Origin of the sequence: Mesorhizobium sp. NBSH29, from assembly GCF_015500055.1 — a bacterium.
Lineage (GTDB): Bacteria > Pseudomonadota > Alphaproteobacteria > Rhizobiales > Rhizobiaceae > Neomesorhizobium.
Genome location: NZ_CP045492.1, coordinates 2,189,599 through 2,207,648 on the forward strand (window position 1 = coordinate 2,189,599; position 18,050 = coordinate 2,207,648).

Here is an 18,050-nt window from a genome sequence, read left to right on the forward strand (position 1 = left end):
GGCTTGCAGCCGGCCTCCGCTCGGAATAGTCAAGTCGCTGTCGCGCGACAGTTGCGGCAGGGGGACACGACATGATGCCATCGGCGAAATTTCCGGATCTCGACGGCGCGTCGGTGCTGATTACCGGCGGCGGTTCTGGCATCGGCGCAGCACTCACCGAAGGCTTTGCCCTGCAGGGCGCGAAAGTGGCCTTCATCGACATCGCGACCGACCCGGGCATGGCTCTGTGCGACCACGTCGCGAAAACAACAGGCCACCGCCCGGTCTACCTGGAGACCGACCTGCGCGACATCGAGGCGCTGCGTGAGGCCGCTGCGCAAGCAGAAGCAGCGCACGGGTCCGTCACGGTGCTGATCAACAACGCCGCCCTCGACACCCGCCATGCGGTGGAAGATGTCACCGTCGAATTCTGGGACAACAACCAGGCGATCAACCTGCGCCCTCAATTCTTTGCGGCGCAGGCTGTGGCGCCCGGAATGAAAGCGGTGGGCAAGGGATCGATCATCAACTTCACCTCGACATCCTTCCTGATCAACCATCCAGACATGCCGTCTTACACCACCGCCAAAGCCGGCATTATCGGTCTGACAAAGGGGCTGGCCGGCAACCTTGGACCCTATGGAATCCGCGTCAATGCGGTGGCGCCGGGATGGGTGATGACGGAGCGCCAGCAGAAATTATGGGCAACCGAAGAAGCACTCTCGGCGCATATCGCCAAACAGTGCATCAGGCAGCCGATGCAGCCTGATGACATGGTGGGCACCTGTCTTTACCTCGCTTCAGACTGTTCGCGCATGCTGACCGCACAAACCCTGATCATTGACGCCGGATATCTGTGATGGACCGCAACTTCGCTGCTGCCGACTGGGGCACATCGCATCTCAGAATCTGGCTGATGGACGCTAAAGGCACGGTGCTGGCCGAGCGACGCAGCGCCGAGGGGCTGTTGAATGTCGGGGCAGGCGGCTTTTCGGCAGTGTTGGAAAAACATCTGGCCGATATGGGCGCCGATGCCGCAACGCCGGTGATTGTCTGCGGCATGGCCGGCGCGCGGCAAGGCTGGGTGGAAGCGCCCTATGCCTTTGTGCCAACGCCGCTGCGCGATGTTCTGGGTCAGGCGCTGCCAGTGCCCGGCCTTGCCCGCGATGTGCGCATTGTGCCGGGTATCGCGCAGACCATCGACGGCGCACCCGATGTCATGCGCGGTGAGGAGACCCAGCTTGCCGGTGTCGCCGCACTTCATGCTTCCGGCAGCCACACCGTCTGCATGCCGGGCACCCACTCCAAATGGGTGGCGGTGGACAATGGTGCGGTGACCCGCTTTGCCACCTTCATGACCGGAGAACTGTTTTCGGTGCTGACCAAGCAGTCGATCCTGCGCCATGCAGTCGGGCCGGACGCTGTACCCGTCACAGCCGACAATCCGACGTTCAAAAAATGGCTGGGCGAGGCACTGGCTGACCCGGCGGCGATGACGGCTCGCTTGTTCCGCATCCGCGCTTCGACGTTGCTGGCTGGAATGAAGCCGGAGGAGGCAGCGGCCGCACTTTCCGGCCTGTTGATTGGCACCGAAATCGGCGCTGCGAGCGCCTCCTTCGGTCTCGCGCGCGGCCAGAAGATTGTACTGGTCGCCTCCGGGCGCCTTGCCGATCTCTATGCCGAAGCAGTCGCTGGTGCCGGATATGAATGCGCGATCACGGATGCTGATCTGGCGGTTCGCGCCGGGCTACTGGAAGCAGCGCGCCGAAACTTTTTTGCCGTCGAAGGAATGAACCCATGAGCGTTGAGCCCACGAAGCCATTTCCGCATCTGCAGCGCAACCTGGTGGCAATCCTGCGTGGCGTTGCGCCGCATGAGGCAGTGGATATCGCCAAAGCCATCTTCGAGGCCGGCATCGAGGCGATTGAAGTGCCGCTGAATTCGCCCGATCCGTTCCGGTCCATCGAGGCAATCGTGAATGCCTTGCCTGAAACTGCGCTGGTGGGCGCTGGCACGGTGCTGAGTGCCCAGCAGGTGGACGATCTGGCACGCGCGGGCGGAAAGCTTCTGGTCAGCCCCAACATCGATGCCGATGTGATGGCGCGCGCCAAAAACCACGCCATGGTGACGATGCCAGGCGTCTTCACCCCGACCGAAGCGTTCCGTGCACTGGCACTCGGCGCCTCAGCGCTGAAATTTTTCCCGGCGAGTGCGCTTGGGCCAAAGGGTATTTCCGCCATCTGCGCGGTGCTGCCGGCAGGCACTATCGTGGGTGCAGTGGGCGGCGTCTCGGATGCCGACTTTGCCGACTTCGCCAGGATCGGCGTCAAAACCTTCGGGTTGGGTTCCAGCCTCTACAAGCCGGGCATGACCGCGGCGGAAGTCGGTAACAAGGCAATCGCCGCCGCCGCCGCCTGGGACGCAGCCTGTTCCTGAAAGCAGGGCTATAGCGCCGGGTTGTCGAAAAAGGTCGATTTCTCTAAAGTCGCAGCCTCTGCGCATGCGACTGTGTCCGCACCCATTGCGTAACGGGAACGGACGAATGCCGACGCACGAACTCATTCTGGTCTATGAGCCTGAGGCAGCCTGCCTCGCGCGGCTGGTCGCAGCCGGCATGGCCAGGGCGCGGGCGGGTGAAATTGCTTCCTATCTGGCCCAGTCGACCGATCTGGCGCTCGAATTTGACGCCATAAGCGATGCTTGCGCGGCGCGGGGGATCGTCTTTCGCCCGGTAGAATTGGACAGGGCCGCATCGGTGCTGGGCGCGACCGACCCCGCCCACGCCATTGTGTGGACGCTGACCGATGGTATCGCCTATTTTCGCGGCAGCGCAGCACCCGCTCTGGCACGGCTCGGCGGCGTTGCGGCAATCGGTTCAGACGACAGCCTGTTTGCACTCTGCCAGGACAAGTTTCGCGCCGGCGCGGTGCTTGCAGCACTCGGCCTGCCAGTGCCCGCCGGCGGACTTGCCCGCGATGGCGTCTGGCTGGCGCCGGCGCCGGCATCGCCATCTGGCTATTTCGTCAAGCCGAACCGGCTCGGCGCAAAGATCGGCATCTGGAAGGATTCGCGCTGTACGACCGAGGAGCAGGCGCTGGCGCTGAGCCGCCGCATCTTTGCCGCTTATGGCGATGATGCCATCGTCCAGCCCTATGTCGCCGGCCAAAATGCCAGGGCGAGCTTTCTGGCCGTCTCGCCTGCCGCCGACGCGCGCGATATCGGCTCGGTCTTTGTCGATGCCGGCGGTGATTTCCAGACTATGGAAGACAGCCTCGCCCTCTATGGCGAGACACGCGCGCAGGCGCGGTCGGCAGGCGCCTATTTTGAACCGGCGCTGGCGCAGATCGCCGCCACAAGGCCGCAAGCTGCAAAACATATCGAAGCCATCGGCGTGGCGCTGATGGAAAAACTTGGCCTACGCGACGTGTTTTCCTACGATCTTCGCCTCGAAGCCGACGATACAGTCCACCTCATCGAATTCGAGGTCTGTCCGGGTCTGCCGTGCTTCGATTTCCGCGCCTATTGCAAAAGCCAGTGGGGCCTCACCCTGGCCGAAGCAATGACCGATACCGCAGCGAACCGGTTGTTGGGTTAAACAACCTCTTGCAGACGATAGCGCCCGGTTGGCGCTATCGCACAGGCAAAAGCTCCCGATCAGCGGCGCAGCGAGCGCCCGTAATGGGCTTCGATGCGCGACTGCACGATTTCCAGTCCGATCGACAGAATCCAGTAAATCATCGCCGCCGTGATCAGCATCTCGATGTGACGGAATTCCGTCTGACCGAGCGTGCGGGCGAGATACATGATCTCCCAGACCCCGACGACAGAGACCAGCGACGAGTCTTTCAGCATCGAGATGAACTGGTTTCCCGTTGGCGGAATGATCACCCGCATGGCCTGAGGCAGGATTACCAGCCACATGGTCTGGCCACGGCCAAGCCCAAGCGCAGTGGCGCCCTCCCATTGGCCTTTCGAAATGCTCTCAATGCCAGCCCGGAAGATTTCCGTCATGTAAGCGCCGTAGCAGAGCGACAGCGCGATCACACCGGCCGGAATAGCCCCGATGACGAAGCCGAACTGCGGCAGGCCGAGATAGATGATGTAGATCTGCATCAGCAGGGGAAGACCGCGAAACAGCGATGTGTAGAACGATGCAAACCCGTAGATCAGCCCGCTGCTGGAGAGTTTTGCGATGGCCCCGACAAGGGCTATCGCTGTTGCAATGACAATTGCCATCACTGAAATGTAGAGCGTCGTGACAACGCCGCGCGACACCAGAAAACCGATCTTCTTGGCGATGAAGGCGAAGCTCAGATCGAAGGAATAGAAAAACAGCAGCAGCAGCACGAACAGTGTAAGCCAGCTGATAATAATCTGCTGTCGGCGCGGCAACTTGCTGACCAGATGCCATGCAACGGCAATCATCAGTGCGATAACAAGTGCCACGACAGTATGTGCGATCGGGCTTGCGGCGCTCTGTTCGCCAAAAACCCCGGAAACGATGCTGCCTCCGGCACCCGCCCCGTAGAGAATGGCAGCCAGGATGCCAATGATCAACGCCACGCCAAGCCTGCCGACCAGGGTTGGGTGGTTTAGAAACAGTTTGCCTAGAGCCATCATGGCGTCAACTCGCTTTGGGCTGCACGGCGCTCCTGCCACCAGTCTTGTGCCTGCAGCTTCCAGAAAGTGGATTGCGCCACAGCAAGCCCGATGGGACCCGCGGTCCAGGTGAGGCCGAACGGCTCGAACGCCCTGATGCGGTTGCTTTGCCCGGTAATGTCTTCGGCCACCAGCCTGCCGCCGATGGCAGTGGTGTTCATGCCATGACCGCCAAAGGCGGTGCAGTACCAGACACCGGGCTTCAGCCGACCAATCTGGGGCATGCGATGGCGCGCGTAGGACATCTGGCCTGACCAGGCGAGATCGACCTTGAGCGATGCCAGTTGCGGATAGGTCCGCACCATTTCGTTGCGCAGTTCGGATGCCAGTGCGGCTGTGGATGCGGCGCGTGTGGTGATACGCCCACCCCATAAAAGCCGCGCTCCGTCATCCACAAGCCGGTAATAATCGCCAGCGCGCCGATTGTCGCCGACGGCATCGCGCGTGGCGACTGCGGTGGCGATCAGGTCTGGCGCGCTTTCAGTCAAAAGCACATAGGTGGCAATGGGCAGGAAACTGCGCGCAAGTTGCGGCGACAGGGTGCCGGTATAGCCGCCGGTGGCCAAAACGATCGATTTGGCCACTACACGACCGTTCGCCGTGGTGACACGTTTGGCCGCCTTGTCGGTGTCGATCTGCGTTGCCGGGCTCTGCTCGTAAATGCTGCCGCCCAGCCGCTCGATCTCTTTTGCGACGCCGCGTACATAATGCAGTGGGTGGAAATGGAAGGCCTGTGCGTCGCGCAATCCCTGATAATATTTGCGCGAACGCAGAACGGCGCGCAATGCATCGCGGTCCAGGAATTCCAGAGGGTAATCGAACTTTCGCGCCATGATGTCGGCGTACTGATGCAATTGATCCGGCGCATTATACCGCAGGGTGCTGAGAATGCCGTGGCGCGGCGAGGCTGCAATCTTCAGATCATCAATGGTCTGGCGCACCAGCCGCATGCCTTCGATCGACAATGCGTGCAGGGTGTCGGCAGCATCAGGCCCCACTGTGGCTGCGATTGGATCGCGCCCCAGCGCATAACCGGGGCTGACAAATCCGCCATTGCGCCCTGACGCACCCCAGCCAACGGCTTGTGATTCGAGGATGACCACTTTCTGCCCGGCGCGGGCCAGATGAAGAGCGGCAGTCAACCCTGCCAGACCGCCACCAATGATGCATGTGTCGCATTCGGTAGTGCCGGTGAGCGCCGGGCGCTCGCTCCGCTCGGAAAGGGTGCGGGAATAATAGGTGTCGATATAGGGCATGCAGACGGCTTCCTGGTGGGTGGACCATGCCGCGCTGATGCGCGACATGGCGGGTTTTTGGAAACAGTCCTACTTGGCGCTGTAATCCTTGCCGTACCACTTTTCGGTCAGAGTGCTGAGCGTGCCATCGGCCTTCATCTCGTCGAGGATGCCGGAGACCTTTGCAGTCCACTCGGCATCGCCCTTGTCAGCGATGATGACCAGCGGCTCCTTGAAGGCGAACTCGCCTTCGATGATGCGCAGCGGATAGCCGTTCTTGATGGCGTTTTCAGCGGTCTGCACCGGTGCGATCACGGCGTCGATACGGACGCCCGCACCAAGACGCAGATCGTCGAAAGGCAGCATGGAGTTGGCATAGGTGCGCACTTCGCCGGGTGTGACCTTATATTCGATGGGCGGCAGGCCGGGCGCATCAATCTCAAGCTTGCGATTGATGAAATCTTCCGACGTGGTTGCCGTTTCGACGCCGATCACCTTGCCGTCCAGATCCGCAACGGTTTTGGCGTCGGAATCCTTGTGCACCACATACACATAGGCGCTGTAATAATAGACGCCGACAAAATCGATAACATTGGCGCGCGCCTTGGTGGGGGTGACAGAGGCAACGCCAAGATCGTAGCGACCCTGCCAGTGGCCACCGGTCATGATCGCCCATTCCGGTGTCTCGTGCTTAATCGTGACGCCGAGCCGCTTGGCAACTTCGGTGGACACGTCGATGTCGTAGCCGACAAGTTTTCCGGAATCGTCAATCGAGCTTTGCGGAGGCCAGCTGGCATTGGTTGCCACCACCATTGCGCCGTTCTTGGTCACGCGGTCGAGCGTCTCTCCGGCATTCGCCGTCGACAGAAATAGCAGGCTGGCAAGCCCGGCGAGTGCTAGTGTTGTTTTCTTCATAAATCGTCCTCCCTGACGTTGTTTATTGAGTAGGCGTGATTTCAGAGCCCTTCGCTAACGACCAGAAGTGCACGGCTGTTTGGGCCAAGCCCAAACCGCTGCCGAAGCGAAGGAGTGTTGACGGCTTCTGACAGCCCCGCAAGCCCTGCGCAGCCGGAAGGCGTGCTGGGCGGCCCTCCGGTTGTACGCAGGATATCGGGCGCCTGTTCCAGCGCATCCTCGGAGACTGCCATTGCAGTTGCCGCATGTTTGAGCAGCAAAGCAAGCGCCGGCGCACTAGCCTCGCCGCAAGACAGCATGGTCGCGCATGTTTCCAATGTGCCGGGAACGCGGATGGGTTTGCCGTGTGCCAGTCCGGCCTCCACGCAGGCTGCAAGTGCCGGCTCGACCACGATTACACGGGCAGGCGCCTCCAGCCATTCCTCAAGGCCAGCCGCCATGGCAGCCGCCAGCCCGCCAACGCCAGCCTGGATGAAGAGGTGCGTGGGTTTGGCACATTTCATCGCGGCGAACTGGTCGCGGACCTCGCCGGCGATAATGCTGTACCCGGTCATGATGTCGTGGATGACAGCGTCATCAACCGCCTCGCTCGTATCAGCAATCAAAAGCGCGCCTGGAGTTTCCTGCGCAGCCTGCCGTGCGTGATCGACGCAATCATCATAGGTGCCATGGATGCGGATGGTTTCTCCACCAGCGTTGCGAATGCGCGCCTCGCGCTCGGCAGACACATCGGCGTGTAGATAGACGATTGCCCGCAGCCCAAGATGCCGTCCCGCCGATGCAACAGCCAGCCCGTGATTGCCGTCGCTCGCGCAGACAAGCATGGAGGGTGGCGTGGCATTTGAAAGGGTGGCGCGCTGTGCTGCACGCAGGCTGGCAAGGGTGCCGCCAAGAGATTTGAAGCTGCCCAGCGGCCGCTGGCTCTCATCCTTGGCATGAAGCCTGGCAATGCCCAGACGCGCGGCAAGCTGCGGCAGATCGAGCAACGGTGAGGGGGTGTATCCTTGCGAGAGGGCATTCAGTTCCGAGCGGATAGAAGCGTGGTCGAATGCGATGTTCATCAAATCTCCCCCGTTCATATTAGCGCGCGACAAAACGACAAATCCGGCTAAATATGTTTCTGGAGCGCCTGTTTCAGTCATAGGATGGGAAAAGATGGTGGATATCTCCAAAACAGATGCCTTTGATCGCGCTCTACTGGCGCTTGTCCAACGGGACAATCTGACACCTGCGCGTGTCCTGGCCGAACGTGTCGGTCTCTCGGAAAGCGCGGTCCTGCGACGCCTCAGGCGCTTGCGCAAGGACGGTATCATCATTGCAGATCAGGCGGTCATCGACCCGGCGCTGGCCGGCGAAACCCTGTCCATCCATGTTCTGGTTTCGCTGGAACGGGAACGCGCCTTCGACCTGGAGGCGTTCGTGGCCAAAATTCGCCGCCGCCCGGAAGTCAGGCAGGCGTGGTATGTGACCGGCGAGGTTGATTTCATCCTGCATCTCGGGCTGCGCAACATGGAAGCCTATTCCGCTTTCGCAGATGACATCTTTCACTCGGACGTGAACGTGAAGGGTTTTCGAACCATTGTGTCGATCCGCGAAATCGTGGCCCGCCAGCCCACGGCGATCTGATCGCGCACAGCGGTTGGCAATTCTGTCGCCGCTTATTCCGCGACGCAGGTTAACCCGTCGAGTGTGGCTTCCACGCCCGGTCGAATACTTGGGTCGGGGGCGAAAGCGCGCACCATCACGATGCCTTCGTCGATATCAGCCTCGACAAACACGGCTGTTTCGAGATCAGCCGGCAGGTTCTTGCGCAGCTCGATCATCTGCAGTGGGGCGGCGATAACGAAATCGAGCGCGTTGTCGCTCGTCGTGCGGTCGTTGAAGGAATAGATGTTTTGGCCATGCCGGTCGTAGATGGACGCGGACCAGAACGGCAGGCTGCCATCGGCGGTCAGGTGAGCGATGCCATCGTGCAGATCAAACCGGCAGGCGACAGTGAGGAAGAAGGGATCGGCTGGCTGAACCATGACCGGCCCGCCCGCGACGACCCGCTCTGCCTCATACAAGTCACCAAGCGTTGCCAGGCGCGACCACGCATCGCGCGCTGAAAAGGTCGGCAGCATCATCAAGATGGTGATGTGAACAATGCCGGCGCCAACCAGGCCGACGGCGATGGCATAGGCGAGGCGTTTAAGCATCGGCGCAAAACCCCCGCTCAATGCGCGGCAAATCCGTCTCGCGCGTCTCCGCGCTGCTAGCGGCCGGCGTGTCGTAGAGCGTCAGCACGAGGGCGAAGGGGCCCGTGCCGGTGACCGGCAACCAGTTGCCGGGTGCGGCCGGGCGGCCAGCCGTGATGACCATCGAATTGTCTGGCTGCCGCAACAATTGCATCGAGTGCAGCGCTGCCGGGCGCTGATGCCCGCTGGCCAGCGGGGTGAGCGCAGCGTTGGCGGCATAGAGCGTCCAGAAGCGTGCAGCCGGGGTATCGCCGGTGATCTGGTAGATGCACCTCAGATCAAGCGGCGCGCCGGCGCTGTCGGTCTGTGCGGTGAAGGAGAGCCCTTCCGCCCGGCCAAGCGTCAAAATGCCATCGCGGGCCGTGCGCGCTTTGGAATAGGGTTCGGCTTGCGGCGTGCCGAGATCTGGAAAGGCTGTCCACGGCCCGGCCCGCAACGCGCCAAACCCTTCTGGCGCTTTCAGCGCATACCAGACGCTAGCCGCCCCGCCGCCAACGGCGATGGCCAGCACAAGGGCAATAAGGAAGATGGTTCGAAAAAACATGTTTAGCCGGGCGGGGGAGGGTCTGGCCATGCCATAGCCTGCGGGGCAGAGGCAGGCAAGGCTTGGCTCTCTAGCGAAGGGGTGGCTGCTCGAGCGCCGATAGCGCTTCAGGCCGCGGCGGGAAGGTGATCGGCTGTGCGTTACGGAATGTCTCGCTGATCTCCTTCAGCACCCGCGATGTCGCTGCCGACAGAAGTGCCGGTCGCTCGAACACGGGCGCGCTCGCCTCGACCGGGTTTTTGGCCGCCTCGGCCTGTGCCTTGGCGATCAAAGCAGGGTCGACAAACGGCTGTTCAAGCCCGGGGATGGGTTTCAGCTCCACATTCTGGTGCGCATAGGTCATCAGCCGTTGCCAGGTCATGGCCGGAAGCGACCCGCCGGTCATGTTGTTGGTGGGGCTGAAATCATCATTGCCCATCCAAACAGCCGCCGTGTAATTGCCGGTGAAGCCGACATACCAGGCATCGCGGTAGCTCTGCGTGGTGCCGGTCTTGCCCGCGGACCGGATGTAGGGCAGGGCGGCCCTGCGCGCCGTGCCCCATTCGGGCACCTGTACCAGCATGGAGTTCATCTCGGCTGCGGACTTTTCGGTGAGCACCCGGTGCGGCTTCTCGGCGTCGCGCTCATAATCAAACACCACCTCACCCTGATGCGAGACCAGCTGGTTGATGGCGTGGCGCGTACCGGCAAGTCCGCCATTGGCAAACACGCTATAGCCGGTCGCCTGATCCATCACGGTCATGCCCGATGTGCCAAGCACCATGGTCTTGTGCGGGCTGATCGGCGATTCCACACCCATCGCCTCGGTCAAGGCCTTGATCGGCGCGGTGGTAAGATAATCCTTGGCCAGCCGCACGGGCACCGTGTTGATGGATTTGACCAGCGCCGTTGTCAGCGTGGTGCGGCCCGAAAATGAACGGCCATAGTTTTTTGGCGACCACGAACCCCATGAGATGGGTCCGTCGGAGATCGCCGTCTCGGGCGTCAGCCCGTGCTCCATGGCGGCGGCGTAGACATAGGGCTTGAACGACGAACCGGCCTGGCGCAGCGCGCGGGTGGCTCGGTTGAACTGGCTGGTGCCATAATCGCGCCCGCCGACAACCGCGCGCACCGCGCCATTGTTGTCGAGTACCACCATGGCACCCTCGGTGACGCGGTATTGCTTGCCAAACTGGCGCAGGTGAAATTCCATCGCTTCTTCAGCGGCCTGCTGGATATTCATGTCGATGGTGGTGCGTGCCACCATCGAATGGATGCCCGATTTCTGGGCCATGCGCTTGGCTTCCTCGAACGCAAAATCGAGGAAATAATCCGGACTTTTCACATCGCCGCGGTCGACTACGCTGGCCGGATGCAGCCTGGCCGACAGCACCTGGCCCTCGGTGGCGTAGCCGCCCTGCACCATATTGGTCAAAACCTCGTTGGCGCGCGCGCGTGCTGCCGGCAGGTTGATATGCGGCGCATATTTGGCCGGCGCCTTGAACAGGCCGGCAAGCATGGCAGCTTCGGGCAGGGACAGATCCTTGACGCCCTTGCCGAAATAGAAATCCGCCGCAGCCGTGATGCCAAAAGTGCCGCCGCCCATATAGGCGCGGTCCAGATAGAGCTGCAAAATCTCTTTTTTGGAAAGGTTCATCTCCAGCCACAGCGACAGGAAGGCTTCCTTGACCTTGCGCTCAACCGTGCGCTCGTTCGTCAAAAACAGGTTTTTGGCCAGCTGCTGGGTGATGGTGGAGCCGCCCTGCACCACGGAATTGGCGCGCATGTTTTCCTGCATGGCGCGGAACAGGCCGAGAAAATCAATGCCGAAATGGCTGAAGAAGCGCCGGTCCTCGGTGGCGAGCACAGCCTGGATGACATGATCAGGCATGTCGTCAATCGGCACGGAATCGCGCTGGATGATGCCGCGTTGGCCGATCTCATTGCCATAGCGGTCGGTGAAGGTAACTGCAAAATCGCCCTGGCTTTTCCAGTCGCCGGTGGTTTCGTCAAAGGCGGGAATGGCGAGCGCCAGAAGCAGGATGGCACCAACGGTGCCAAGCGTAAAACCCTCGCTCAAAATTTCGAAGACACCGCGCCGCCAGCCGGAGACGCGAAAGCGCCGGAAGAAGATGGTGAGGTTTTCCCAGATTTCGGAAGCTTTGAAGCTTGCCTCATAAAGCGCAGAATCGATCCACGCATCGATCGCCAGAAGGCGGCCAGCACGGGGGCTCTTTCGTCTTGTTCCAGGCTCGTTCGCCGCTTCCATCCCAATTCCCCACCGCCATCATGCGCCATGGTCGATGGCAAATTGAGGGCAGACACCGCAAGTCCCTTCGGTATGGGTTCTATTTAGCGATTTAGCTGTAGCTAACAAGAGGTGGGGAGTTGTGGAGTGCTTCATCTGGATGGATTTTACGCCGCAATCAGGCACCGAACAGGCTGGCCGCCGTCTGCCCGATTACCAACACCGCCACCGGCGGCAAGTTCGAAGTAGCCATCCCGCGCGGCGTATACCTGACCGGCGTCATCCAATCCTACCAGTTCCGGACGCTGGACTGGCTCGCGCGAAATGCTGCCTCTCAAGGCAAGGCGAACAGTGCGTTGATGTGGGAAGGGGTGGGAAGGATCGAGGCGATTTTGGGTGTGGATCGGGGCTGAACGCGCTACTACGGATCATGGTCGGTGGAAAGTAACTGCACGGAATCTCAGACACGGGCTTGCTGGGGATAACGTCCGTGTAGAAGACCTAAAAGCCGAATCCGACGATGAGAAGGCGTTCAACGACACGCCAAAGCGGATGCGGAAAACGCTGCCTAAGCCACATGAGAACCAGCCGAAAAAAGAACACGATGAGCAAAGGAGAAAGCTAATGCGGCTTGGTCTCCAGCGGATACGTTACATCCGGTCCTCTTCGAACTCCAAACTGTCTGCGTTCTTGCCGTGAAGCAGTACCGTCAAACAGCGATGCTGGAAGTGGGTCGCTTATCATATAGCGGCATGGGCGTCCGCCAACCCCAATGTCTTGATGGCGAACTTTCGACTGATGAATTACGTATTCTGGCCGTTTTTGCCCTTCGCTCTTATTTGAGAACCAGAGCAGAACAAAAAACACTTCGCCTTCATGCGTTATGGCATCGGTTAAGCAAAGCCTTCGGTTCACCATTACGCCGACAGATTTTGGATCAATGGTCACAGAGATTCCTCTATATTTCGAATCGCCGTGAGACTAGCTGCCTTTTGCTTAGGCGTAACGGGTTTCACCGCGGGCGTTGTCCACGTCCTGAGTTTGAGCTGTCGAGTTTGATAGCGTCTGCCCCTTTTGCGCCAAACCTAATAGCCTTGTCAGTGCAATAGGAAAAAAGTCCTTGACACCGTGACGGTTGTCTGGCATCTTTCAGTCATCGTCCGAAAAGTGTGAATGACTGCGCAGCCGGCTCCTGAGGGGCGGGCTTATCGGTGCGTTTTCGGACGCATCCTTCAACGATCCTCCAAAAATTCAGGAACAGAAAAATGCTGCACAGCAAACCGCTGGCGCGCAGTACTGCTTTGCGTGCGCTGGCAGAGGGGGCGCGGCCGACATTGGCTATATTGGCGGAGGTGAGCGGACGCTCCCTGCGGCTTTTGCAGAGGCAGGCTGTCACGGAAAACTGGGCTTTGCGCACGATGACGCGCGGCGATGATGGTTTGCGGCTGCGCAGCCTGTGCGCGCTGCTGCTCGGCCATCTGGAAAAGCTCGGCCACGAATTGCTTGCCGGCGGCAAGATAGATAAGGCGCAGATTGATGGCATAACCGCCATGGTGCGCAATCTGGAGAAGGTTGAAGAAATCATGCGGCCTGCAGAGGTCGCCCGGGAGGATCAGGTTCAAGAGGATGAGCAAATGGCGGGCCTACTCGAACGCGTCAATGAACGGATCATTGAGCTCGCTCACGATCTCGCAGCACAGATGGTCACGGAAAAATCTGGGGCTGCACGGAGCCATTGAACTGCGCAGCGCCTGGCTGCACAGCGCACGCCTGAAGCAGTATCCGCTGCTTCTCGGCCACCCGCCCATCTGGCTGGTGACCGGCGGGCGCGGCTCGGGCAAAACGCGGCTCGGTGCCGAATGGGTGCACGCCATGGTGCGCGGGCAGCCGCCCTTCACGCGGCCCAACCAGCGCCACCGCCACATCGCGCTGATTGGCGAGACACTGGCCGATGTGCGCGACGTGATGGTGGAGGGGCCGTCCGGCATATTGGCCACCGCGCGCGGCCACAGGGTGCGTTTCGAGCCCAGCCGCCGCAGGTTGATCTGGGCCAATGGTGCTGTGGCGCAGATGTTTTCGTCGGAAGATCCAGAGAGCCTGCGCGGGCCGCAATTTGATGCCGCCTGGTGTGATGAACTGGCCAAATGGAAACATGACGAGGCCTGTTTCGACATGCTGCAATTTGGCCTGCGGCTGGGCAAGAACCCGCGCCAGATCATCACCACGACGCCAAAACCGACGCGGCTGATGAAGCGGCTCTATGCCGACCCACACACCGTGCGCACCAGCATGCCAACGGATGACAACGCCAAGAACCTGGCCCCAGGTTTTGTGTCGCTGGTGCGCCAGCGCTATGCCGGCTCGCGGCTCGGGCGGCAGGAACTGGATGGCGAACTGATTGATGATCGTGACGATGCTCTGTGGTCGCGCGCTATGCTGGAAGCGGCGATGACGGGACAAAAGGGAGAAATAAGGCGCATCGTGGTAGCGATCGACCCGCCGGCAACATCGACCAAAAACTCCGACGCCTGCGGTATCATCGCTGCCGGACTGGACCGCGAAGGCCGCGCCGTGGTGCTGGCCGACGCTACGTTGCGCGGCGCAAAACCCCAACATTGGGCAAGCGTGGCGGTCGCGCTCTATCACCGGCTGGATGCCGATTGCCTGGTGGCAGAAGTCAACCAGGGCGGCGACATGGTGGCCGCCGTCATTGCTACCGTCGACAAGGCGGTGCGGGTGAAACAGGTGCGCGCTAACCGAGGCAAATGGCTGCGCGCCGAACCGGTGGCAGCACTCTACGAACAGGACAGAGTGCGCCACGCGGCACGCTTTCCCGAACTCGAAGACGAAATGTGCGATTTCGGCCCCAACGGCCTCTCCGCCGGGCGTTCGCCTGACCGGGTGGACGCGCTGGTATGGGCCATATCGGAGCTGCTGCCGCGGCACGCGGAGGCACCAAGGGTGCGGGATTTCGGATGAGCCTTACTTGCGCTACAGCTTTTGGCTGTGCGGAAGTGAAATTCACCTAGATTTTATCATCCGGAACCAACGATGTTGACATTCGTTAACACTAGCATCATTTTGGGCACGCTTATATGAGCGCGCGGCCCAGACATCCGAACAAGGACATTGAGGCGGCGATTTCAGAATTGGAATCTCTTGGATGGTCGTATCGACCGACTGGCAGAAGCTCCCATGCCTGGGGCCGGATGGTCTGTTCGCAGCACGATCCGACAGGGTGTCAGGTATCGATATGGTCAACACCAAGAGTGCCGAGGAACCATGCGGATCAGTTGCGGCGGCTGGGTCGCAAATGCGCACATTCTGACACCAGAGGCGACCATGAAAGCGTTTGAATTCACCGTCATAGCCTCCGGTCTTGATCACGAGGCGGATGATTTCGAGGATCGCTTCTTCGAGGCGGGTTGCGATGATGCCACCATTGCGGTCGCGCGGGGCGCCATCATCATTCAGTTCGCACGCGAGGCTGAAAATCTTCTGCAGGCACTTCGGTCTGCAATTACCGATGTCAAGAAGACCGGCGCTTCGGTTGAGCGGGTGGAGCCGGATTATCTGGTCAGCCTTTCCGAAATTGCCGAGCGCGCAAACCTGACACGGGCCGCCATCAGCCTCTATGCGAAAGGCGAACGAGGGAAAGACTTTCCCCACCCGGTCGCGCGGGTAACGACTGAAAGCCCGCTTTGGGATTGGACAGATGTTGTCCAATGGCTCCATGCCCGCAAGCAAGCCTCGCAAGAGGCGGTGAATGAAGCGAACGCAATCCGCGATACAAACGCCGGACTGGGAAGAGAACACAGACAGCGAGCTTAGCGCCGAGAATGTCGGCGCATTTCCTCGCCCCCATAAGCGGGGAGAGCCGCTGAGCGTAGCGAGGCGGAGAGGGGCTTGATGCCTTAAGGTCATGGCTCCGCGCTGCCACGCGCGTGCCCCTCTCCGTCGCCGCTGGCGCGGCGCCACCTTTCCCCGCAGTGCGGGGCGAGGAAATGCCTCGTCGCATTTCACCAACACAGGATCAAAACCATGGAATGGAACTGGCCCTTCAAACGGCATCGCACGGTTGTGCCTTCTGAGCGCAAGCAGGCGGGTGGATATGGCTATGTGTCGATCCATGCGCAGGCCGAGGCGCGGTGGTCGAAGCGGGATTTCGTGACGTTGTCGCGGGAAGGTTATATGCGCAATCCGGTCGTGCACCGGGCGGTGCGGATGATTGCCGAGGCCGCCGGTGCCGTGCCGTGGCTGCTCTATGAAGGCGCGCGCGAGCTCGACCGGCATCCCGCACTCGATCTGCTGGCGCGGCCCAACGGGCGCCAGGCCGGCAACACCTTCCTTGAGGCGCTGTACGGCAATCTGCTGCTCTCCGGCAATGCCTATGTCGAGATGATAGCAGCCGACGAGGCCAATCTGGCGCAACGCGAACTGCATCTGTTGCGGCCTGACCGCGTGAGCGTCGTGGCAGATAGCGCGGGCTGGCCGTCAGCGCTCGAATACCGGGCCGGGACAATCAAGCGCAAGGTCGCGCTGGAGCCGGGCGGTGCGGCGCACCTGGCGCTCTATCATCCGGTCGATGACCACTACGGTTTTGCCCCGCTTGAAGCAGCCCTGATCGCGCTGGATACGCACAATGCTGCCGGCCGCTGGAACAAGGCGCTGCTCGACAATTCGGCGCGGCCATCCGGCGCGCTGGTCTATGCACCCAAGGAAGGCGGCAACCTGACGGACGAGCAGTTCGACCGGCTGAAGAGCGAGCTGGAAGACGGCTATTCGGGCACCAGCCGCGCCGGGCGGCCGCTTCTGCTGGAAGGCGGGCTGGACTGGAAAGCGATGAGCCTGACGCCCAAGGACATGGATTTCATCGAGGCCAAAAATTCTGCCAGCCGCGACATCGCGCTGGCCTTTGGCGTGCCGCCGATGCTGCTCGGCATTCCAGGCGACAACACCTATGCCAACTATCAGGAGGCCAACCGCGCCTTTTACCGCCTCACCGTGCTGCCGCTGATTGCGCGCACCGCCCGCGAGTTTTCGGCCTGGCTTGGGCCGGTCTTTGGCGGGGGCGAATTTCGGTTGTGGTTCGATGCCGACCAGATCGAGGGTCTCGCCGCCGAGCGCGACGCGCTTTGGGCGCGGGTGAGCGCGGCAGACTTCCTCAGCGATGACGAGAAGCGCGAGGCGGTCGGCTATTCGCGGCAGGCCTGACGCAAACAACAAAATAGGAAAAGCAATGACCTACATGACGGAAGCCGCCTGGATATGGGCGGCCAAAGGCGTTGGCGCGGTCGCGGGTTCGGCGGTGTCGCTGGCTTACGTGTTGCCCCATGGCCGGCGCGAGGCGGCGCTGCGCTTCTTTGCCGGGTTGGTCTGCGGCCTGGTGTTCGGCGGCGCTGTCGGCGCCAAGCTGGCCGCCCGGCTCGATATCGCCGACCAGATGGGCAGCGGCGAGACCATGCTGATGGGATCGGCTGTCGCCAGTCTTCTGGCCTGGTGGGCGCTTGGCTTTTTTCGCCACCTGTTTGAACGCGGTGCATTGCCAAAGGGAACCGACAAGCCATGACCAAACTTGCTAATGCGCTGACCTGCGAGCGCAAACTTCTCGATCTCGTGGTTGAGGATGTCGAGGCCGATGGCGCGTTTTCAGGCTATGCAAGCCTGTTTGGCGAGGCCGATCTCGGCCGCGACGTGATGGAGCGCGGCGCCTTTGCCACGTCGCTCGCCCGCCGCGGTGCCGCCGGCGTCCGCATGCTGTTCCAGCACGACCCCGGCCAGCCCATCGGTGCCTGGCACGAAATCCGCGAGGACAGGCGTGGCCTGTTCGTGCGCGGGCAATTGACGCCGGGCGTGGCGCGCGCTGCCGAAGTGCTGAAACTCATGCGTGCCGGCGCGCTGGACGGCCTGTCGATAGGCTTCAAAACGGTGCGTGCCCGCAAGGATGTCGCGGGCGGCCTCCGCCGCATTCTGGAAGCGGATCTGTGGGAAATCTCGGTGGTGACCTTTCCGATGCTGCCCGGCGCGCGCGTGGAAAGCGTGAAGGCTGAGCGGCAATTGCCCACCACACGACAGTTCGAACATTGGCTCACGCGGGATGCTGGGCTGACGCGCGGCGAGGCACGGGCGGTCATCGCCAAGGGCTTTGCCGCACTCCGGCGCGCGCGGGATGCCGCTCATCACCCCGATGGCGCGCTTCTAGCCGAAAGGCTGCGTGCCGCAACCCGTCTCCTCAATCCATAGACAAGGAAACT

The 18,050-nt window shown here is 61.4% G+C and carries 20 protein-coding genes; 12 read left to right on the plus strand and 8 right to left on the minus strand.

Annotated elements, in window-relative coordinates; genetic code table 11:
- Positions 1-71 precede the first annotated feature (71 nt).
- From GA830_RS10900 to GA830_RS10915, 4 genes are all read left to right on the plus strand, one after another.
- Positions 72-839, plus strand: a complete 768-nt coding sequence (locus GA830_RS10900) for an SDR family NAD(P)-dependent oxidoreductase (RefSeq protein ID WP_195161894.1) — start codon at positions 72-74, stop codon at positions 837-839.
- A complete protein-coding gene (locus GA830_RS10905; protein ID WP_195161895.1) occupies positions 839-1,780 on the plus strand; it encodes a 2-dehydro-3-deoxygalactonokinase in 942 nt (313 codons plus the stop codon). The genes GA830_RS10900 and GA830_RS10905 overlap by 1 nt, the downstream gene beginning before the upstream one ends.
- Positions 1,777-2,415 carry a 2-dehydro-3-deoxy-6-phosphogalactonate aldolase gene (locus GA830_RS10910; protein WP_195161896.1) on the plus strand — a complete coding sequence of 213 codons (639 nt, stop codon included), beginning with the start codon at positions 1,777-1,779 and terminating at the stop codon, positions 2,413-2,415. The genes GA830_RS10905 and GA830_RS10910 overlap by 4 nt, the downstream gene beginning before the upstream one ends.
- A 106-nt stretch (positions 2,416-2,521) precedes the next feature.
- Positions 2,522-3,574, plus strand: coding sequence for a D-alanine:D-lactate ligase-like protein (locus GA830_RS10915; protein ID WP_195161897.1), 1,053 nt, complete (start codon positions 2,522-2,524; stop codon positions 3,572-3,574).
- A gap of 59 nt (positions 3,575-3,633) precedes the next feature.
- On the opposite strand, the gene GA830_RS10920 is transcribed toward GA830_RS10915, so the two are convergent.
- From GA830_RS10920 to GA830_RS10935, 4 genes are all read right to left on the minus strand, one after another.
- The gene (locus GA830_RS10920) at positions 3,634-4,599 is read right to left on the minus strand and encodes an amino acid ABC transporter permease (RefSeq protein ID WP_195161898.1); all 966 of its coding nucleotides are present in this window, start codon (positions 4,597-4,599) and stop codon (positions 3,634-3,636) included.
- On the minus strand, positions 4,596-5,894 hold the full coding sequence (locus GA830_RS10925) for an NAD(P)/FAD-dependent oxidoreductase (RefSeq protein ID WP_195164897.1): 1,299 nt from the start codon (positions 5,892-5,894) through the stop codon (positions 4,596-4,598). Before GA830_RS10925 ends, GA830_RS10920 begins: the two co-directional genes overlap by 4 nt.
- A 69-nt stretch (positions 5,895-5,963) precedes the next feature.
- A complete protein-coding gene (locus GA830_RS10930; RefSeq protein WP_195161899.1) occupies positions 5,964-6,788 on the minus strand; it encodes a transporter substrate-binding domain-containing protein in 825 nt (274 codons plus the stop codon).
- 41 nt (positions 6,789-6,829) lie between these two features.
- Positions 6,830-7,849: a pyridoxal-phosphate dependent enzyme gene (locus tag GA830_RS10935; RefSeq protein ID WP_258045406.1), complete on the minus strand. Its 1,020-nt coding sequence runs from the start codon at positions 7,847-7,849 to the stop codon at positions 6,830-6,832.
- A 94-nt stretch (positions 7,850-7,943) separates the two neighbouring features.
- On the opposite strand from GA830_RS10935, the gene GA830_RS10940 reads away from it, so the two are divergent.
- Entirely contained in the window at positions 7,944-8,414 is a 471-nt protein-coding gene (locus tag GA830_RS10940; protein WP_195161900.1) for an Lrp/AsnC family transcriptional regulator, read from the plus strand.
- Between the two features lie 32 nt (positions 8,415-8,446).
- Here GA830_RS10940 and GA830_RS10945 read toward each other — a convergent pair whose 3' ends face one another.
- From GA830_RS10945 to GA830_RS10955, 3 genes are read right to left on the minus strand one after another with little or no spacing between them, the layout of a single operon-like run.
- Positions 8,447-8,986, minus strand: a complete 540-nt coding sequence (locus GA830_RS10945) for a DUF1254 domain-containing protein (RefSeq protein ID WP_195161901.1) — start codon at positions 8,984-8,986, stop codon at positions 8,447-8,449.
- Positions 8,979-9,599: a DUF1214 domain-containing protein gene (locus GA830_RS10950; RefSeq protein ID WP_258045407.1), complete on the minus strand. Its 621-nt coding sequence runs from the start codon at positions 9,597-9,599 to the stop codon at positions 8,979-8,981. Before GA830_RS10950 ends, GA830_RS10945 begins: the two co-directional genes overlap by 8 nt.
- Positions 9,600-9,639: 40 nt before the next feature.
- The gene (locus GA830_RS10955) at positions 9,640-11,817 is read right to left on the minus strand and encodes a transglycosylase domain-containing protein (protein WP_195161902.1); all 2,178 of its coding nucleotides are present in this window, start codon (positions 11,815-11,817) and stop codon (positions 9,640-9,642) included.
- Between the two features lie 119 nt (positions 11,818-11,936).
- Here GA830_RS10955 and GA830_RS10960 point away from each other — a divergent pair, with 119 nt between their 5' ends.
- Entirely contained in the window at positions 11,937-12,209 is a 273-nt protein-coding gene (locus GA830_RS10960; RefSeq protein WP_195161903.1) for a hypothetical protein, read from the plus strand.
- Between the two features lie 208 nt (positions 12,210-12,417).
- On the opposite strand, the gene GA830_RS19855 is transcribed toward GA830_RS10960, so the two are convergent.
- Complete coding sequence (locus GA830_RS19855; protein ID WP_210330831.1) at positions 12,418-12,744, minus strand: hypothetical protein; 327 nt, start codon at positions 12,742-12,744, stop codon at positions 12,418-12,420.
- 317 nt (positions 12,745-13,061) lie between these two features.
- Here GA830_RS19855 and GA830_RS10965 point away from each other — a divergent pair, with 317 nt between their 5' ends.
- The 6 genes from GA830_RS10965 to GA830_RS10990 all read left to right on the plus strand — a co-directional run bounded on the left by GA830_RS10965 (position 13,062) and on the right by GA830_RS10990 (position 18,039).
- Complete coding sequence (locus GA830_RS10965) at positions 13,062-13,535, plus strand: hypothetical protein (protein ID WP_195161904.1); 474 nt, start codon at positions 13,062-13,064, stop codon at positions 13,533-13,535.
- A complete protein-coding gene (locus tag GA830_RS10970) occupies positions 13,456-14,775 on the plus strand; it encodes a DNA-packaging protein (RefSeq protein WP_195161905.1) in 1,320 nt (439 codons plus the stop codon). Before GA830_RS10965 ends, GA830_RS10970 begins: the two co-directional genes overlap by 80 nt.
- A 363-nt stretch (positions 14,776-15,138) precedes the next feature.
- On the plus strand, positions 15,139-15,627 hold the full coding sequence (locus tag GA830_RS10975; RefSeq protein ID WP_195161906.1) for a helix-turn-helix transcriptional regulator: 489 nt from the start codon (positions 15,139-15,141) through the stop codon (positions 15,625-15,627).
- Positions 15,628-15,837: 210 nt separating this feature from the next.
- Positions 15,838-17,010, plus strand: a complete 1,173-nt coding sequence (locus GA830_RS10980) for a phage portal protein (RefSeq protein ID WP_195161907.1) — start codon at positions 15,838-15,840, stop codon at positions 17,008-17,010.
- 25 nt (positions 17,011-17,035) lie between these two features.
- Positions 17,036-17,365 (plus strand): DUF6107 family protein, encoded by a 330-nt coding sequence (locus GA830_RS10985; protein WP_195161908.1) that lies wholly within the window; start codon positions 17,036-17,038, stop codon positions 17,363-17,365.
- Positions 17,362-18,039: an HK97 family phage prohead protease gene (locus tag GA830_RS10990; RefSeq protein ID WP_195161909.1), complete on the plus strand. Its 678-nt coding sequence runs from the start codon at positions 17,362-17,364 to the stop codon at positions 18,037-18,039. Before GA830_RS10985 ends, GA830_RS10990 begins: the two co-directional genes overlap by 4 nt.
- The last annotated feature ends 11 nt before the right edge of the window (positions 18,040-18,050 follow it).